Source organism: Saccharopolyspora sp. MMCC62 (assembly GCF_057736575.1).
Window position 1 is genome coordinate 184,880 of record NZ_JBYKCM010000007.1, and the last position, 13,876, is coordinate 198,755.

At 73.1% G+C, this 13,876-nt stretch carries 13 protein-coding genes; 6 read left to right on the plus strand and 7 right to left on the minus strand.

What is annotated here, in order from left to right:
- Positions 1-167: 167 nt before the first annotated feature.
- The 4 genes from AC29IT_RS17955 (at position 168) to AC29IT_RS17970 (ending at position 2,911) form a co-directional block, all read left to right on the plus strand.
- Entirely contained in the window at positions 168-284 is a 117-nt protein-coding gene (locus AC29IT_RS17955; RefSeq protein ID WP_224962311.1) for a lasso RiPP family leader peptide-containing protein, read from the plus strand.
- A gap of 88 nt (positions 285-372) precedes the next feature.
- Positions 373-2,181, plus strand: a complete 1,809-nt coding sequence (locus AC29IT_RS17960) for an asparagine synthase-related protein (protein WP_488219520.1) — start codon at positions 373-375, stop codon at positions 2,179-2,181.
- Positions 2,181-2,450, plus strand: coding sequence for a lasso peptide biosynthesis PqqD family chaperone (locus tag AC29IT_RS17965; protein WP_488219521.1), 270 nt, complete (start codon positions 2,181-2,183; stop codon positions 2,448-2,450). Before AC29IT_RS17960 ends, AC29IT_RS17965 begins: the two co-directional genes overlap by 1 nt.
- On the plus strand, positions 2,447-2,911 hold the full coding sequence (locus tag AC29IT_RS17970; RefSeq protein ID WP_488219522.1) for a lasso peptide biosynthesis B2 protein: 465 nt from the start codon (positions 2,447-2,449) through the stop codon (positions 2,909-2,911). Before AC29IT_RS17965 ends, AC29IT_RS17970 begins: the two co-directional genes overlap by 4 nt.
- A gap of 290 nt (positions 2,912-3,201) precedes the next feature.
- On the opposite strand, the gene AC29IT_RS17975 is transcribed toward AC29IT_RS17970, so the two are convergent.
- The gene (locus AC29IT_RS17975) at positions 3,202-3,828 is read right to left on the minus strand and encodes a TetR/AcrR family transcriptional regulator (protein ID WP_488219523.1); all 627 of its coding nucleotides are present in this window, start codon (positions 3,826-3,828) and stop codon (positions 3,202-3,204) included.
- 57 nt (positions 3,829-3,885) lie between these two features.
- On the opposite strand from AC29IT_RS17975, the gene AC29IT_RS17980 reads away from it, so the two are divergent.
- Positions 3,886-5,109 (plus strand): oxygenase MpaB family protein, encoded by a 1,224-nt coding sequence (locus tag AC29IT_RS17980; protein WP_358440545.1) that lies wholly within the window; start codon positions 3,886-3,888, stop codon positions 5,107-5,109.
- Between the two features lie 175 nt (positions 5,110-5,284).
- Here AC29IT_RS17980 and AC29IT_RS17985 read toward each other — a convergent pair whose 3' ends face one another.
- Both AC29IT_RS17985 and AC29IT_RS17990 read right to left on the minus strand, forming a co-directional pair.
- Complete coding sequence (locus AC29IT_RS17985; RefSeq protein WP_358440548.1) at positions 5,285-6,187, minus strand: serine hydrolase; 903 nt, start codon at positions 6,185-6,187, stop codon at positions 5,285-5,287.
- On the minus strand, positions 6,184-7,077 hold the full coding sequence (locus AC29IT_RS17990; protein WP_488219524.1) for a LysR family transcriptional regulator: 894 nt from the start codon (positions 7,075-7,077) through the stop codon (positions 6,184-6,186). The genes AC29IT_RS17985 and AC29IT_RS17990 overlap by 4 nt, the downstream gene beginning before the upstream one ends.
- Positions 7,078-7,206: 129 nt before the next feature.
- Here AC29IT_RS17990 and bla point away from each other — a divergent pair, with 129 nt between their 5' ends.
- Positions 7,207-8,121 (plus strand): class A beta-lactamase, encoded by a 915-nt coding sequence (gene bla, locus AC29IT_RS17995; RefSeq protein ID WP_488219525.1) that lies wholly within the window; start codon positions 7,207-7,209, stop codon positions 8,119-8,121.
- Positions 8,122-8,418: 297 nt separating this feature from the next.
- On the opposite strand, the gene fgd is transcribed toward bla, so the two are convergent.
- The 4 genes from fgd to AC29IT_RS18015 all read right to left on the minus strand — a co-directional run bounded on the left by fgd (position 8,419) and on the right by AC29IT_RS18015 (position 13,701).
- Positions 8,419-9,426: a glucose-6-phosphate dehydrogenase (coenzyme-F420) gene (gene fgd / locus AC29IT_RS18000; RefSeq protein ID WP_488219526.1), complete on the minus strand. Its 1,008-nt coding sequence runs from the start codon at positions 9,424-9,426 to the stop codon at positions 8,419-8,421.
- Positions 9,427-10,094: 668 nt separating this feature from the next.
- A complete protein-coding gene (locus AC29IT_RS18005; RefSeq protein ID WP_358440559.1) occupies positions 10,095-11,429 on the minus strand; it encodes an MFS transporter in 1,335 nt (444 codons plus the stop codon).
- A 33-nt stretch (positions 11,430-11,462) separates the two neighbouring features.
- Complete coding sequence (locus AC29IT_RS18010; protein ID WP_358440562.1) at positions 11,463-12,818, minus strand: MmgE/PrpD family protein; 1,356 nt, start codon at positions 12,816-12,818, stop codon at positions 11,463-11,465.
- A 142-nt stretch (positions 12,819-12,960) separates the two neighbouring features.
- On the minus strand, positions 12,961-13,701 hold the full coding sequence (locus tag AC29IT_RS18015) for a FadR/GntR family transcriptional regulator (RefSeq protein WP_488219527.1): 741 nt from the start codon (positions 13,699-13,701) through the stop codon (positions 12,961-12,963).
- Positions 13,702-13,876 lie beyond the last annotated feature (175 nt).

Sequence of the window (13,876 nt, forward strand, 5' to 3'; positions counted from 1 at the left end):
CCGACCAGCCGGAACACCCATTCCCGACGGCAGCGCACGACGGTTCCTCGGCAGCCTTTTCCCGGTCCGCGACATGGTTTTCCACCCCACCCCGCGGATAACATCGGAATGCGTTGATCAGCGTGCACCACACCGAATCCGGGCAACACCGATTCCCAGGAGTGGCCATGTATTCCAAGCCCACCATCCTCAAGGTCGGCGAGTTCCAGAAGCTGACCCAGCACAGCCGTCCGGTGCGCAAGGACAAGGGACACCGCCGCCGCCCGCGGCACATCCTGCTCTGAGCAGCGGGCGCGAGCCGTGCGCACTGCGGCTCGCGCCACCCCTCGTCGACCCGGCTGGAGGCGCGCATCCCATGAACGGCGGCAACCCATGAACGGCGAATGGCTCGTGGTCCTGCCCGACCACCCCGAATCCGCCTCGATAGCCGACTCCCTGCACCCGGCGCGCCGGGTGCACCACCACTCGGGGCTGCCCTGGCTGGTCGGCGACTGGAATCCCGCGGACCTGCGGGTCGGCTCGGCCGGCGGCAGCAAGGTCGCGGCGCTCGGCGTGTGCGCGGCCGACACCGCGGAGCTGGACCGGATCGCGCGGCGCGCCGGCTCGGTCACCGACCTGGACCGGACCACGTTCGACGTCCCCGGCTGCTACCACCTGTTCGCCTCCGTCCGCGGCAAGGTCCGCGCGCAGGGCACCCTGTCCGGGCTGCGCAAGCTGATGCACACCCGGATCGGCGGGGTCACCGCCGCCGCCACCAGGGCCGACGTGCTCGGCCCGCTCGCCGGGGCCGCAGTGGACCCGCGGCGGCTGCTGCTGCGGCTGCTGCTGTCGGAGGTCGCGCTGCACACCGTCCACGCGCCGCTGTGGTCCGGGGTGCAGGCGGTCGACGAGGACGACTGCCTGGTGCTCGACGAACGCGGCCGCCCCCGGGTGCACCGCCGCTGGACGCCGCCACCGGCCGAACTCCCGCTGGCCGAGGCCGCCGTCGGGCTGCGCGACGCGCTGGACCGGGCAGTGCGGGCGCGCACCGGATCGGGGCTGGTGCTCAGCAGCGACCTCTCCGGCGGGCTGGACTCCACGACGCTGTGCTTCCTCGCCGCCCGCGAAGACCGGCCGCTGACCACGCTGACGACGCTGGCCGCCGACCTCGGCGACGACGACCCGGAATGGGCCGACCTGGCCGCCGAATCACTGCCCCGCATCAACCGGCTGCAGTACGAGTTCGGCGAACTGCCCACGCACTACGAAGACCTGCTGGAACCCGGGCTGCCGTGGGACGAACCGTTCCCCGGCATCGAGGACCGCCGGACCTACCGGGCGCTGGCGGCGGAGCTCGGTGCGGCCGGATCGGAACTGCACCTCAGCGGCGACGGCGGGGACGAAGTGCTGCCCGGCGGATCGGCCGGGGTGTTCGACTTCCTGCTCCGCCACCCGTGGACCGCGTTCGCCCAGCTGCGCGGCTACCGCGCGCTGGAGCACTGGACGTGGGCCGACATCGCGCGGATGGCGTGGGAGCAACGGCGCACCTACCCGGCGTGGCTGGCGGACCGGGCGCGCACCGTGATCGCGTCCCCGCTGGACGACGAAGGGGCCTCGGCGCTGCTGCAGCTGCCGCCGTGGGCGACGCCGGACGCGGTGGACGCGGTGCGGGACCTGCTGATCGCCGAAGCAGAGTCGGCGCGGGACGTGCCGTGGACCGAACACCACACGACCTGGGGCATCCGGCAGTGCGCCGGGCTGGTGCGCGGCACCGTGCCCGTCTACGCCGCCGAAGGCGTCCGGTTGTCCTCGCCGTACCTGGACGACGCCGTGATCGCCGCCTGCGCCGCGGCCCGGCCGCACGAACGCCGCTCGCCGTGGCGGTACAAGCCGCTGCTGGTGGAGGCGATGCGCGGGCTCGTCCCGGAACGATCGCTGCGGCGGTCCACGAAGGCGGAGGGCTCCAACCTGGAACACAGCGGCATCCGGCGGAACGTCGCCGCGCTCGCCGCCCTGTGCGAGGACTCCCGGCTGGCCGCCCTCGGCCTGATCGATGCCGACCGGCTGCGGTCGGTGTGCACCGGCCTGCAGCTGCGGCTGTTCACCCCGTACGCGATGTCCACGACGTTCGGCTGCGAGCGCTGGCTGCGCGATCTCGAAGCGGAGACCGCACCGGAGCTCGCCGAGCAGGAGGTGTCCTGATGGGAGTGCGGTTGCACCACGAGGTGTCGCTGGCGGGCACCGACGGAGGTTCGGTGCTGCTGGACCAGCGGTCCGGGGAGTACTGGCAGCTCAACGGATCCGCGGCGACCGCGCTGCGGATGCTGCTCGACGGCGCCGGGGAGCACGAGGTCGCGGCGGCGCTGATCGCCGACGGCCCGCCCGGTGACGTCGGCCTGGACGAAGCGTTGCGCGACGTGCGGGAGCTGACCGAACAGCTGACCGCGGCCCGGTTGGCGGTGCGCTCGTGAGCACCCCCGAAGCGCTGTTCCGCAGCGCCACCCGCCCGCCGCTGCGGGCCCGACTGACGGCACGGCTCGCCGTAGCCGTCGCGCTGGGCCTGTCCCGGTTGCCGCCGCGCCGGATTCGCGCGGTGCTCGCGGCGATCCGCGGCCGGGCCCGGCCCGCCGAGCACGACCGGGCGCTCGCGATCCGGCAGGCCGTGGTGGCGGTGAGCCTGACCTGCGCCGGCAAGGGCTGCCTGCCGCGGTCGATCGCCATCGCCCTGCTGTGCCGCTGCCGCGGGCAGTGGCCGACCTGGCGGGTGGGGGCGCGCACCGACCCGTTCGGCGCGCACGCCTGGGTGGAGGCCGAGGGCATCGCCGTCGGCGAGAACGCGAGCATCGACTCGTTCCACCCCCTGCTGACCGTCCCGCCGCTGGTCCCCCAGGCGTGCGCCGGTTCCCCGACCGCTGCGTCGCCCTCGGGCTGATCGGCACCGGGACGTTCGCGGATTCGCCGCTGCCGCAGTGCGAACCGCACGTGCAGCGGAGGAGGAAACGCGCCCGTCCACGCGATCATCGCGCTGAACGACGGCACGCGACCGGGCGATCCCGGAAGATCCCCCCACCCCGATCCGGAGACCCCGCGGGCGGCGCTCCGAGGACGTCGAGCGCCGCACCGGGGAACGTTCCACCGCACGATCACCGGGTGACCCGGCGCCGTTGATCGCGCCACGTCCGGTGCCCGTCCAGCCGCCGCCGAACGGGACCGGCTCCGCGGTCAGCACCGCTCCGGATCGAGCCGGGTGAGGTAGCCGGTGAGGAGTGCGGTGATCTCCTCCACCGCGTCCTCCCGGTCGACCGCGGGCGGGTCCAGCACGTAGCTGATCGCGAGGTTCTCCACGGTCCGCACCAGCACCCACGCCACCGCGTCCGCCCGGGCACCGCCGGGGAGGTACCCCAGCAGGGCGGTGGTGGCGAGCTCGTCGATGCGGTGCTTGAAGTCGGCGCGGCGGGTGTCGGCGTTCGGCGGCAGCTGCTCGTAGAGCACCCGCAGCAGCCCCGCGTTCTCCTCGAACGCGGTGATCAGCGCGAGCACGTTGCCGCGCACCGCGTCCGGCAGCGAACCACCGGCGAGGTTCGCGACGAACGCGCGCGAAATGCGAGCGCGCAACCGATCGGCGCAGCGGTCCACGACCTCGCCGAGCAGCACGTGCTTGTCCGGGAAGTACTGGTACAGCGACCCGGGGCTGATCCCGGCCGCCGCGGCGATGCGCCCGGTGCTCGCCCGGTCGTAGCCGTGCGCCAGCAGCACGTCGTACCCGGCATCGAGGATGCGCCGCACCATCGCGCGGGACCGCTCCTGGCTGGGTTCGCGCCGCATCGGACGCCGGGCGCGAGCGGACACGGGCACCTCCGAAACGCGAATTGAACGCGAATGAATCTTCGTGTCAGCATCATCGGCATGACCTCACCTGTGACGCAACGCACTCCCGGTGCGGTGTATCCGGACCGGTTCTTCGGCGCGCCCGAGCGTTCCCGGCGGATCGGGCGGGTGCTGCGGCTGGCCGCCCGGGTCGACGAGCTCGACGAGGAACTGGTGGACCGCATCGGGCGGCGGATGTTCACCCGCGACGAGCCCGGGGCGCGGCTGGTGCGCGCCATGGGCCGGGACGTGCCCGCCGAGCAGCGGGTGACGATGGGGCAGTTCGCCCGCGCCCTGGACGACGGGGTGCCGCCGGACGCGCCGGAGGCGTTGCGCGAGTTCTTCGCCGTGGTGGAGCGGACTCCCGACTGGGTCGATCCCGACCTGGTGGAGCGCGGGGCGCGCGCCATCCGCCGGATGGGCCGCAACGTGGACGACGTGCTGCTGCAGCTGTCGCTGATCGGCGGCTACCGGTTCGGCGGGCCGCCGGACCTGCTGGTGGCGACCGGCGGGCTCACCGGGGCGACCGCGATGCGCAGGCTCGGCGAGACGAAGAAGTGGGCGCTGGCCATCAGCCGCCCCGGCGGGATGCGCCGCGACGGCGAGGGATTCCGGCTGACGGTGCACGTGCGCGCCATGCACGCGCTGATCAACCACCGGTTCGAGAGCAACGGCCGGTGGGACGTGCAGCGCTGGGGCCTGCCGATCAACCAGGCCGACCAGGCGGCGACGCTCGGGCTGTTCAACGGCACGCTGCTGCTGGGGGTGCGGGCGCTCGGCTGGCTGGTCACCCCGGAGGAGTCGCGGGCGATCATGCACGCCTGGAAGTACGTGGGCTGGCTGCTGGGCGTGGACGAGGACTTCCTGTTCGACACCGAACGCGAGCAGAACCGGTTCAACTACCACGTGCTGCGCGTGCAGGACGACGTGACACCGGCGGGCGCGGCGCTGTCCGGCGCGCTGGTGGCGGGCCAGCCGACGCTGGGCCGCGGCCGGCTCGCGGGACGGTACGCGCGGCTGCGGTTGCTGAGCATGCTGCGGTTCTTCCTCGGCAAGCAGGACATGCGCGACCTGGAGCTGCCGGTGACGCCGAGCTGGGCGATCCCGCCGATCTGGGCGGCGAACCTGGTGAAATCGGGGCTGCTCGCCCGCAGCCGCCGCGGTCGCCGCTACCTGGAACGCGCCGGGGACCGGTTCGCCGACCGAGATCTGCGGCGCACCTTCGCCGGGGAAAGCCCGGAGATCGGAGCGCTGCCCGGCTGACCCGTCCGCCGCCCGGAACCACTACCCGGCCACGCCAAGCGGCTCCGGAACCGGTGCGCCGCACGACAGGAGGGTGCGCAACGGGTGTCCACGTCCCCGCCCGCGACGACCGATACTCGGATCGCCGTTGGCCGCCCGGGGAATCACCGCGCGCGACCGTCCACTGCGGACCGCGCTAGTGGCGGCGGAGGTGGTCGCGGAGCCTGCGGGCCGTGCGGGCCATCAGGTACTCGGCCTCCGGTTGGGTCGCGGCGGGCACCCGGGACTCGGTGAGCGCGGCGATCGCGAACCGGCGCCCGTCGTCGTGCTCGACGACGCCCACCTCGTGCCGCAGGTTCAGCAGCGTGCCCGTCTTCGACGACCAGGTCGTCGCGTCCGAGCTGAAGTCCGGGGCCATCCGGTGCCGCAGCAGGTTCGCGCCGAGCAGTTCCCGCACCCGCTCGGCGACCGGTTCGGCGATCCGGGCGGGCCGCCACAACTCCTGCAGCAGGTCCACGAAGTCCCGCGCCGAACCGGAATTCGCGCGCGACACGTCGAGCTGCGCGAGCGGGTGCCCGCGGTCCGCGGTGCGGGCGCCGATGGCGAGCGCGTGCGCCAGGTGCACGTCGGCGGCGGCGAAGCGCTCCGCGGGCGTCTCGGACAGGGCGCCGACCAGGTGCCGGGCGGTGATGCCGCGCAGCCCCCAGCCCCGCAGCACCCGGGTGACCTCGGCAGGAGAGGTGAGCGCGAACAGCACGTCGGCCGCCACGTTGTCGCTGAGCGCCACCGCCAGGTACATCAGGTCGTCCACCGCCACCCGCGCCGGATGGCGGAACCGGCTCAGGCCGTTCGGCCCGGTGGTGCTGATGGCGCCGGGCCGCACCAGCACTTCGGCGGCACCGTCCAGTTCGCCGCGGTGGATGCGGTCGGCGGTGGCGGCGGCCAGCGGGATCTTGATCAGCGAGGCGACGGGGTGCGCGAGGTCGGCTTCGATGCCGATCTCCTGCCCGGAATCGAGGTCGCGCACCAGGAACGAGCCGCGCAGCCCGCCCTCGTCGAGCTCGGCGAGCAGCTCGCTGATCAGTGCTTCGGCGTTCACCCGTGCTCCCGTCCCCCGTCGTCCACCGCGCCGAGGCAGCGGGCGACCTCCTCGTGCAGCGCGGTGCGCAGCGGGTCCGCGTCGTAGCCGGTCTCCGCGATGATCGCGTAGCCGCGCGCCAGCGGCAGCTCCGCGACCGGGTGCCACCGGAATCCGAATTCGGCGGCCTGCTCGGCCGAGCAGAGCAGCAGGTCCGCCGACCCGAGCACCTCGGCGGCGCCCGCGCTCAGCGACTCTGCCACAGCGACCTGCGCGGGTCGGAGCCCCACCGCGTCCCGCATCCGCAGCACCCGGTCCCGCACGTGCGGGACGTCGTCCTCCGGCTGGATCCACACCCGGCGCCGCGGGGAGCGTTCGGCGCGGCCGGCGCGCAGCGAATCCAGGTGGATCGGGCCGCGGTGGCGTTCGGTGGTGTTCCCGACGCCGAGCGGCACCGACCACTCCGCCTCGTCCGCGGGCACGGCGACCAGCGCGGCCCGCACGTCGTGGGTGCGCACCAGGTCCACGCGCTCGGCGGGGTCGGCGCGCCGGAACTCCAGGAACAGCTCGTGGTCGCGGGCCGCCGCGTCCAGTTCCGCCAGGGCTCGGGTGGTGCTGGTGGCGGGAACCGCGAGCCGCACCGGCCGCAGCCGGGCCCGCTTCGCGTCGTGCTCCAGGGCGTCGGCGAGGCGCACCAGCTGCCGGGCGCGCGGCAGCACGTCCCGGCCGAACGGGGTCAGCAGCGCGCGCCGCGCGGAACGGTCGAACAGCCGCTCCCCGAGGTGCCGTTCGAGCGCGGCGATGCGGCGGCTCGCCACCGGCTGCGGGATGCCCGCGGCGGCCGATCCGCCGGTGAAGCTGCCCGCTTCGCTGACGCTGACGAACGCCCGGCACCCGCCCACCAAGTCCACGACCGCAGTGTATGCCGATTCCGCATGGAAACCACGGTTCCCGTCTTGGACAGCATGGGCGGGGTGCGGTGAGACTGGGCGCGCCGCGGGCCGCTCCGGCCCGTCGAGCAGCGATGGAAGGGAAGTTCCGTGCTCAAGCAGCGTTTCCACCAGGTCGCGATCGCCGCGCTGGCCGCGCTCACCCTCGCGGGGTGCTCGGGCGGCGCGCCCTCCTCCGCACCCCCGGCCGCGGCGAACGCGGCTACCGCCGCTTCCGCGGTGATCGAGCGGCAGGCCGAGTTCGGCGAGCTGGAGCGGCGGTTCGACGCGCGCCTCGGGGTGTACGCGCTGGACACCGGGACCGGACGGGAGGTCGTGCACCGCGCCGACGAGCGGTTCGCGTTCGCCTCGACGCACAAGGCGCTGTCCTCCGGCGAGGTGCTGCGGCGCACCTCGCCCGCCGACCTGGACCGCCGCATCACCTACTCGCAGGCGGACCTGGTGGAGAACTCGCCGGTCACCGAGCAGCACGTGGCCGACGGCCTCACCTTGCGCGAGGTGATCGACGCCGCGATCCGGTACAGCGACAACACCGCGGCGAACCTGCTGTTCCGCGAGCTCGGCGGACCGGCCGAGCTCACCGCCGCGCTGCGCGGGCTGGGCGACACCACGACCCGCTCGGACCGGACCGAGACCGACCTGAACCGGACCTCCCCCGGCGACCCGCGGGACACCAGCACGCCGCGCGCGCTCGCCGCGAGCCTGCGCGCTTACACCACCGGGGACGTGCTGGCGCCGGAGCAGCGGGCGCTGCTCAACGGGATGATGGGCGCCAACACGCTCACCGCCGACCTCATCCCGGCCGGGGTGCCCGAAGGCTGGCGCGTCGGCGACAAGTCCGGCGCGGCCGACCACGGCACCCGCAACGACATCGCGGTGGTCCACCCTCCGAACCGGGCGCCGATCATGCTGTCGGTGCTGTCGGACCGCGCGGCGGTGGACGCCGACTACGACGACGCCCTGATCGCGGAAGCCACCAAGATCGCCGTGAACGCCCTGGGCTGACAAAGTCCGAAGTGGACGAATGCAGCAGAACGCTCCCCCCCGCCACCAGGCGGAGGGAGCGTTCGCCAATCCCAAAGAAACCAGCCGCTACCAGGATCCCGTCGTCCTTCCTGTCAGCGGCGAAGCCGCTGAGCAGACGACCACCCGAGCAACTCGCACCGCCGCGGGTTCTCAGCGCTTTCCTCGCGAGGACAGCGATTTCTCATGTGGCGGAGCCACCTGTGAAATCGATCCCGCAGCGAGGAAAGCGCTGAGGTTCCGCCACCCGCCCCTCTCGATGAAGGAGCCTGGAAAACCTCAGCCGGCGAGTTCGCGCAGGCGCGGTGCCACGTCCGCTCCGAAGGTCTCCAAGAACCGCGTCTGGTCCGATCCCGGCGCGTGGAACACCAGGTGGTCGAAACCGGCGTCCAGGTAGGCCTTCACCTCGGCGAGCACTTCTTCCGGATCGGAGGCCACGATCCAGCGGGTCGCGACCTGCTCGATCGGCAGTTCCTCGCCCGCCTTCTCCATCTGCGCCGGGTCGGCCAGGCTGTGCTTGACCTCGGCGGGCAGCGACAGCGGCGCCCAGAACCGGGTGTTCTGCAGGGCGCGTTCGCGGTCCGGGTCGTAGGAGAGCTTGATCTCGATCATCTTCTCCATGTCGGCGGCGTTCTTGCCGCCGGCCTCCGCACCGGCTTCGACCGCGGGCAGCAGCTTGTCGGTGTAGAGCTCCATGCCCTTGCCGCTGGTGCAGATGAAGCCGTCGCCGACGCGGCCCGCGTACTTGGCGACCATCGGCCCGCCCGCGGCCACGTAGATCGGCACGCCGCCTTCGGGGCGGTCGTAGATGGTGGCGTTGGAGGTGCGGTAGTACTCGCCTTCGTAGCTCACCCGCTCTTCCCGCCACAGGGTGCGGATGAGGTCGATGGCCTCGCGGAAGCGGCGGAACCGCTCCTTGAACTCGGGCCATTCGCGGGCGGTCACCGCGGTCTCGTTCAGCGCCTCACCGGTGCCGACGCCGAGCATGACGCGGCCCGGGTACAGCGATCCGAGGGTGCCGAACGCCTGCGCCACCACCGCGGGTTCGTAGCGGAACGTCGGGGTGAGCACGCTGGTGCCCAGCTGGACGCGGGAGGTGCGTTCGCCGACCGCGCTCATCCAGGACAGCGCGAACGGTGCGTGGCCCTGGTTGTGCCGCCACGGCTGGAAGTGGTCGGAGACCATCACGCTGTCCAGGCCGTTCTCCTCGGCCTGCACCGCGAACTCCACCAGATCGCGCGGGGCGAACTGCTCGGCGGAGGCCTTGTACCCGATCTTGATGCTCATGCTGGTTCGCTTACCTCACCCATCGCCACGGTCACGGGAACGTCGTGGCACTCGTCGTTGAACGCCGCGGGCCGGAGCGCCGCCGCGCGGGTCCTCGCTGCGCCGTGCGGGCGCGACGACCTCGAACGCGGTGGAACCGGCGCCGGCCGGTCCGCTGCGGCGGACCTCCGGCGCGGACCGGCCGGTGCGGCACGGCACCGACCTCATCACTCCGCAACCACTTCGCCGCGCACCCTATTCCGCGCGGGTCCGGGCATCGCGGCCACCGGGACGCGGGCCTGCCGGGCGGCGCGCGGGCGTGCCGCGGTGCGATCGGCGGGCGGGAACCGGGTCATGGTGGCCTTTCAGCGGCGCCGGGTGCGCGTGCCCGGACAGTGTCACAGGGTGTCACGCGCGGCCGCGCGCGCACGGGCGCGCGCTGTGGAACCGATCACAGCGGACGGGTGGAGATCACCGTCCGCGATCGTGCGGCGACGTCGGGTGGGCAGGCGATACCCGTTGCAGCGGACCGGATCCGCTCCGCGAGCGGGTGCTCGGCGGCTCCCCCGCGAGGGCCGCGGCGCCCGGTGCGCGCCCGGGCGCCGCGGTCGTACCGGCGCGAGGCACCGGAGGAGCCGCCGAGATCCCCGGTCCGCCCCCTGGCGCGGGGACGAACCGAGCCGACGGGCTCAGCGGTACCGGGGAACCCGCCGGGCCAGCACGATCCCCAGCACGGTGAGCAGCCCGCACAGCACCAGGGTCGCCGACAGCGGGACGGAGGATCCGCCGAGCGAACCGACGAGGGCCAGCGCGCCGATGGGCAGCAGCCCGCCCGCCACGGCGGTGCCGAACGAGATGCACAGCCCGGTGCCGGTGTAGCGGGCGTCCACCGGGAACAGCTCGGACAGCAGCGACGGCACCGCCCCGTTGAAGGCCGCGTAGCAGAGGGTGCCGACGAGCATCGCCAGCAGCATCGCGCCGAACCCGCCGCCGTCGATCAGCCAGAACGCGGGGAACGCCCACAGCACCAGCACGATCCCGGACCAGACGGTCAGCCGTTCCCGGCCCCACCGGTCCGCGTACACCGCGAACAGGATGGTCAGCACCACCAGCAGCAGCGAGGCGAGCACCAGTCCGATCTGCACGTCGACGGCGCTGAGCGCGGGCACGTACTGCTTCGTGTAGGCCACCAGCCCGGTCATCAGCACGTACAGGAAGGAGCAGGACGCCGACCACATCAGCGAACCGGCGAGCAGCGCGAGCCCGTGGTCGCGGAACACCGCGCGCACGGTGGGCCGGGCGCTGCGCTGCCCGCTCTCGCGTTCGGCGAGTTCGGCGAGGAAAGCGGGCGTCTCCTCCAGGCGCCTGCGCAGCACCAGCCCGAGGGCGATGAGCAGGGCGCTGGCCAGGAACGGCAGCCGCCACGCCCAGGACAGGAACGCCTCTTCGCTGACCCACAGGTTCACCACGAGGATGACCGAGCTGGCCAGCCCGATGCCGAGCACGGTGCCGAGCTGCACGAACGCGCCGTAGAGCGATTTCCGCTTCGCCGGGGCGTGTTCGACGGCGACGAGCACCGCCCCGCCCCACTCGCCGCCGACGGCGAGGCCCTGCAGCAGGCGGCAGACCACCAGCAGCACCGGCGCCCAGAACCCGGCGACGCCGAACGGCGGCAGCAGCCCGATGGCGACGGTCGAGCCGCCCATCACGAGCATCGAGGTCAGCAGCGCGGTGCGCCTGCCGCGGCTGTCACCGAGCTTGCCGAACAGCAGCGCGCCCAGCGGCCGCATCCCGAACGCGACGGCGTGCGTGGCGAGCGCGGCGAGCGTGCCCATCCACGGCGAGGCGCCGGGGAAGAACAGCGGGCCGAACACGAGCGCGGCCATGAACGAGTAGATGATGAAGTCGAAGATCTCGATGAGCGTGCCGAGCAGCGAGGACCCGGCGATGCGGGCCGCCGACAACGGCCGTCCTGCGGTGGCGGGTCTGTTCGCGCGCGCCGGTTCCGCGGTCGTTCCGGACATGGGGTACCGCCTAGGGGTGAGGGGTGGGGAGGGTCAGGCCGCGCGCAGGGCTTCGGCGAAGTCGGCGGCGCTGCCCGTCCCGAGCGCCAGCACGTGGTCCATCGTGGACGGTGCGCGGTCGCCCGCGTTGGCGGTGAACTTCGCGCGGATGTCCTCATCGGACAGCGGACGTTCGGTGTGACCGCGGTTGACGTCCTCGCGGCGGTGCAGGGTCCGGCCGTCGGTGAGCACGATCTCCACTTCGGCCGAATACGCCTGCGGGAAGCGGCTGTTCGGGTCGTCGGCGATTTCGACGCGTTGCGCGAGGCGCAGGATCTCCGGGTCCCCCAACGCGTCGTCGGTGAACTCGGCGAGCGTGAGGCGGTCGCGGGCCAGGCAGGCGCCCGCGATGAACGGCAGGCTGAACTTCGCGTCGTAGTCGTCCTGCGGGGCGCGCTTGCGCTCGATCGGTTCGCACACCACGGCACCGGGCGTGCCGTGGATGAAGCAGCGCACCACGTCGACGTCGGCGGCGGCGAACCCCTCGGCCTGCTTCAGGTGCAGGATCGCGTCGGCGAACGCGTGCGTGAAGTGGCAGCTCGGGTACGGCTTCACCGCGGTGGCCAGCAGTTCCCAGCGTTCACCGAGCCCGTCGAGCGCTTCGGTGGCGTCCCAGCCGTCCTTGCCGAGGTGCGTGGCGTAGAGCCCGTAGCGGCCTTCGTAGACCTGCTCCGGCCCGGGCCAGCCGACCGAGGCGAAGGTGGCGGCGGTGAGCGCGCTGGTCGCCGCCCAGCCGGGGTGCAGCCGCTTGGTCCACGCGCCGTCGGCGAGGAATTCCAGGATGCCCGAGGCCATCGAGCCGACGATGCGCTGCGATTCGGCGATGCCGTCGGCGGGCAGTCCGGCGAGTTTCGCCGCGGCCACCGCGGAGCCGAACGCCCCGGCGAGTCCGGTGGGGTGGAAGCCGCCCGCGTGGAAGCCGCCGTGCGCGACGGTGCCCACCCGGGCGGAGATCTCGATGCCCAGCACGTAGGCCAGCAGCAGGTCTTCGGCGGAGCGCTGGTGCTTGATGGCGGCGGCGATGCTCACCGGCAGCGCGCTGGCCGAGACGTGGGTGACCGCGGGCAGGTGCGTGTCGTCGAAGTCGAGGCCGTGCACCAGGACCGCGTTGAGCAGGGCGGCTTCGCGCGGGGCGAGCCGGTCCGGCAGCCCGATGACCGGCTGGTCGCCGGGGCCGAGTTCGGCGGCGGCGCGCCGGGCGCGCCGGGTGAATTCCTCGTCCACGGCGGCGAAGGCGACGCCGACGGAGTCCAGTGCGAGGTGCCGTGCGCGGCGCAGCACTTCGTCGGGTACGTCCCGCAGCGTGGTGCGCGCGGCGAATTCCCCGAGCACGTCCGCGATGGCAGGCATGAGCGCCTCCTCGGCCTCGTCATTGATGACCCGGCGGATGCGCGACCGCATCCGGCCCGCACAGTGTGCAACCACACCACGCGCCACCACAAGACAAAAGTCTGACGTTTTCGCCGAGACGGTCCGCGGAGTCCTCGGAGGACTAGTCCTCCATGCGCTCGTAGAGCGGCTTGAGGCCCAGGAGGTGTTCGCGCACCAGGGTTTCGGCGATGTCGGCCTCGCCGCCCGCGACGGCCTCGTAGATCTTCACGTGGTCCTCGTCGATGCCGTCCCAGGCGGGACGGGAGATCCGGTCCCGGTGCATCCGGCCGCGCAGCACCGCGTTGATCGGGCTGCACATCACGTGCAGCAGCGGGTTCCCGCTGATCGACACCAGCGTGGTGTGGAAGTCCCAGTGCACGGTGAAGCCCTCGTCCGGATCGAGGTGCCCGGTGCCTTCGACGGTCCGGCGCAGCTCCGCGAGGCCGTCCTCGTCCGCGCGCTCGGCGGCCAGGCGCGCGGCGTGCGGCTCCAGCAGCAGCCGCGCCTCGATGAGGTTGTCCACCGTCATGCCGCGCGAGTTGACCAGCAATCCCAGGCTGCCGCCGAGGTTGTCGGCGATGAGCCCGGCGTCGGGGGCGGCCACGAAGCTGCCGCCGGTGACGCCGCGGGTGGTGTCGATCAGATGCTGGCTGGCGAGCTGGCGCAGCGCTTCGCGCACGGTGCTGCGGCTGACGCCGAACATGCTCCCGAGCTCGGTCTCGCTGGGCAGGCGCGAACCGGAGGGCAGCGCGCCGCTGACGATCTGGTCGCGCAGCTGCTCGGCGACCTGCCGGTACGCCGCCTGCACCGGGCGCACCCGCAGCTTCGCGGATTCGCCGCCTCCTGACCGGGTGGCCGCCATGATGCCTCGCTCCTCGTCGCGCCGGACCGAGTTCCCCGGACCGCTCACGGTCAGCGTACGGGACGGCACCGGACCGGCGAGAACACTCGGAACTCAATTGTCTGACGTATTGCGCGGGACTGCTCGGCGACCGCATACTCCGAGGCGTTCCCGGCGCGGCGGCCGACCGCCGGAC

Bases quoted from the DNA above. Each gene is read 5' to 3' on its own strand.
- AC29IT_RS17955 (WP_224962311.1), top strand. From the start codon at position 168: ATGTATTCCAAGCCCACCATCCTCAAGGTCGGCGAGTTCCAGAAGCTG.
- AC29IT_RS17960 (WP_488219520.1), top strand. From the start codon at position 373: ATGAACGGCGAATGGCTCGTGGTCCTGCCCGACCACCCCGAATCCGCC.
- AC29IT_RS17965 (WP_488219521.1), top strand. From the start codon at position 2,181: ATGGGAGTGCGGTTGCACCACGAGGTGTCGCTGGCGGGCACCGACGGA.
- AC29IT_RS17980 (WP_358440545.1), top strand. From the start codon at position 3,886: ATGACCTCACCTGTGACGCAACGCACTCCCGGTGCGGTGTATCCGGAC.
- fgd (WP_488219526.1), bottom strand. From the start codon at position 9,426: ATGAGCATCAAGATCGGGTACAAGGCCTCCGCCGAGCAGTTCGCCCCG.
- AC29IT_RS18005 (WP_358440559.1), bottom strand. From the start codon at position 11,429: ATGTCCGGAACGACCGCGGAACCGGCGCGCGCGAACAGACCCGCCACC.
- AC29IT_RS18010 (WP_358440562.1), bottom strand. From the start codon at position 12,818: ATGCCTGCCATCGCGGACGTGCTCGGGGAATTCGCCGCGCGCACCACG.
- AC29IT_RS18015 (WP_488219527.1), bottom strand. From the start codon at position 13,701: ATGGCGGCCACCCGGTCAGGAGGCGGCGAATCCGCGAAGCTGCGGGTG.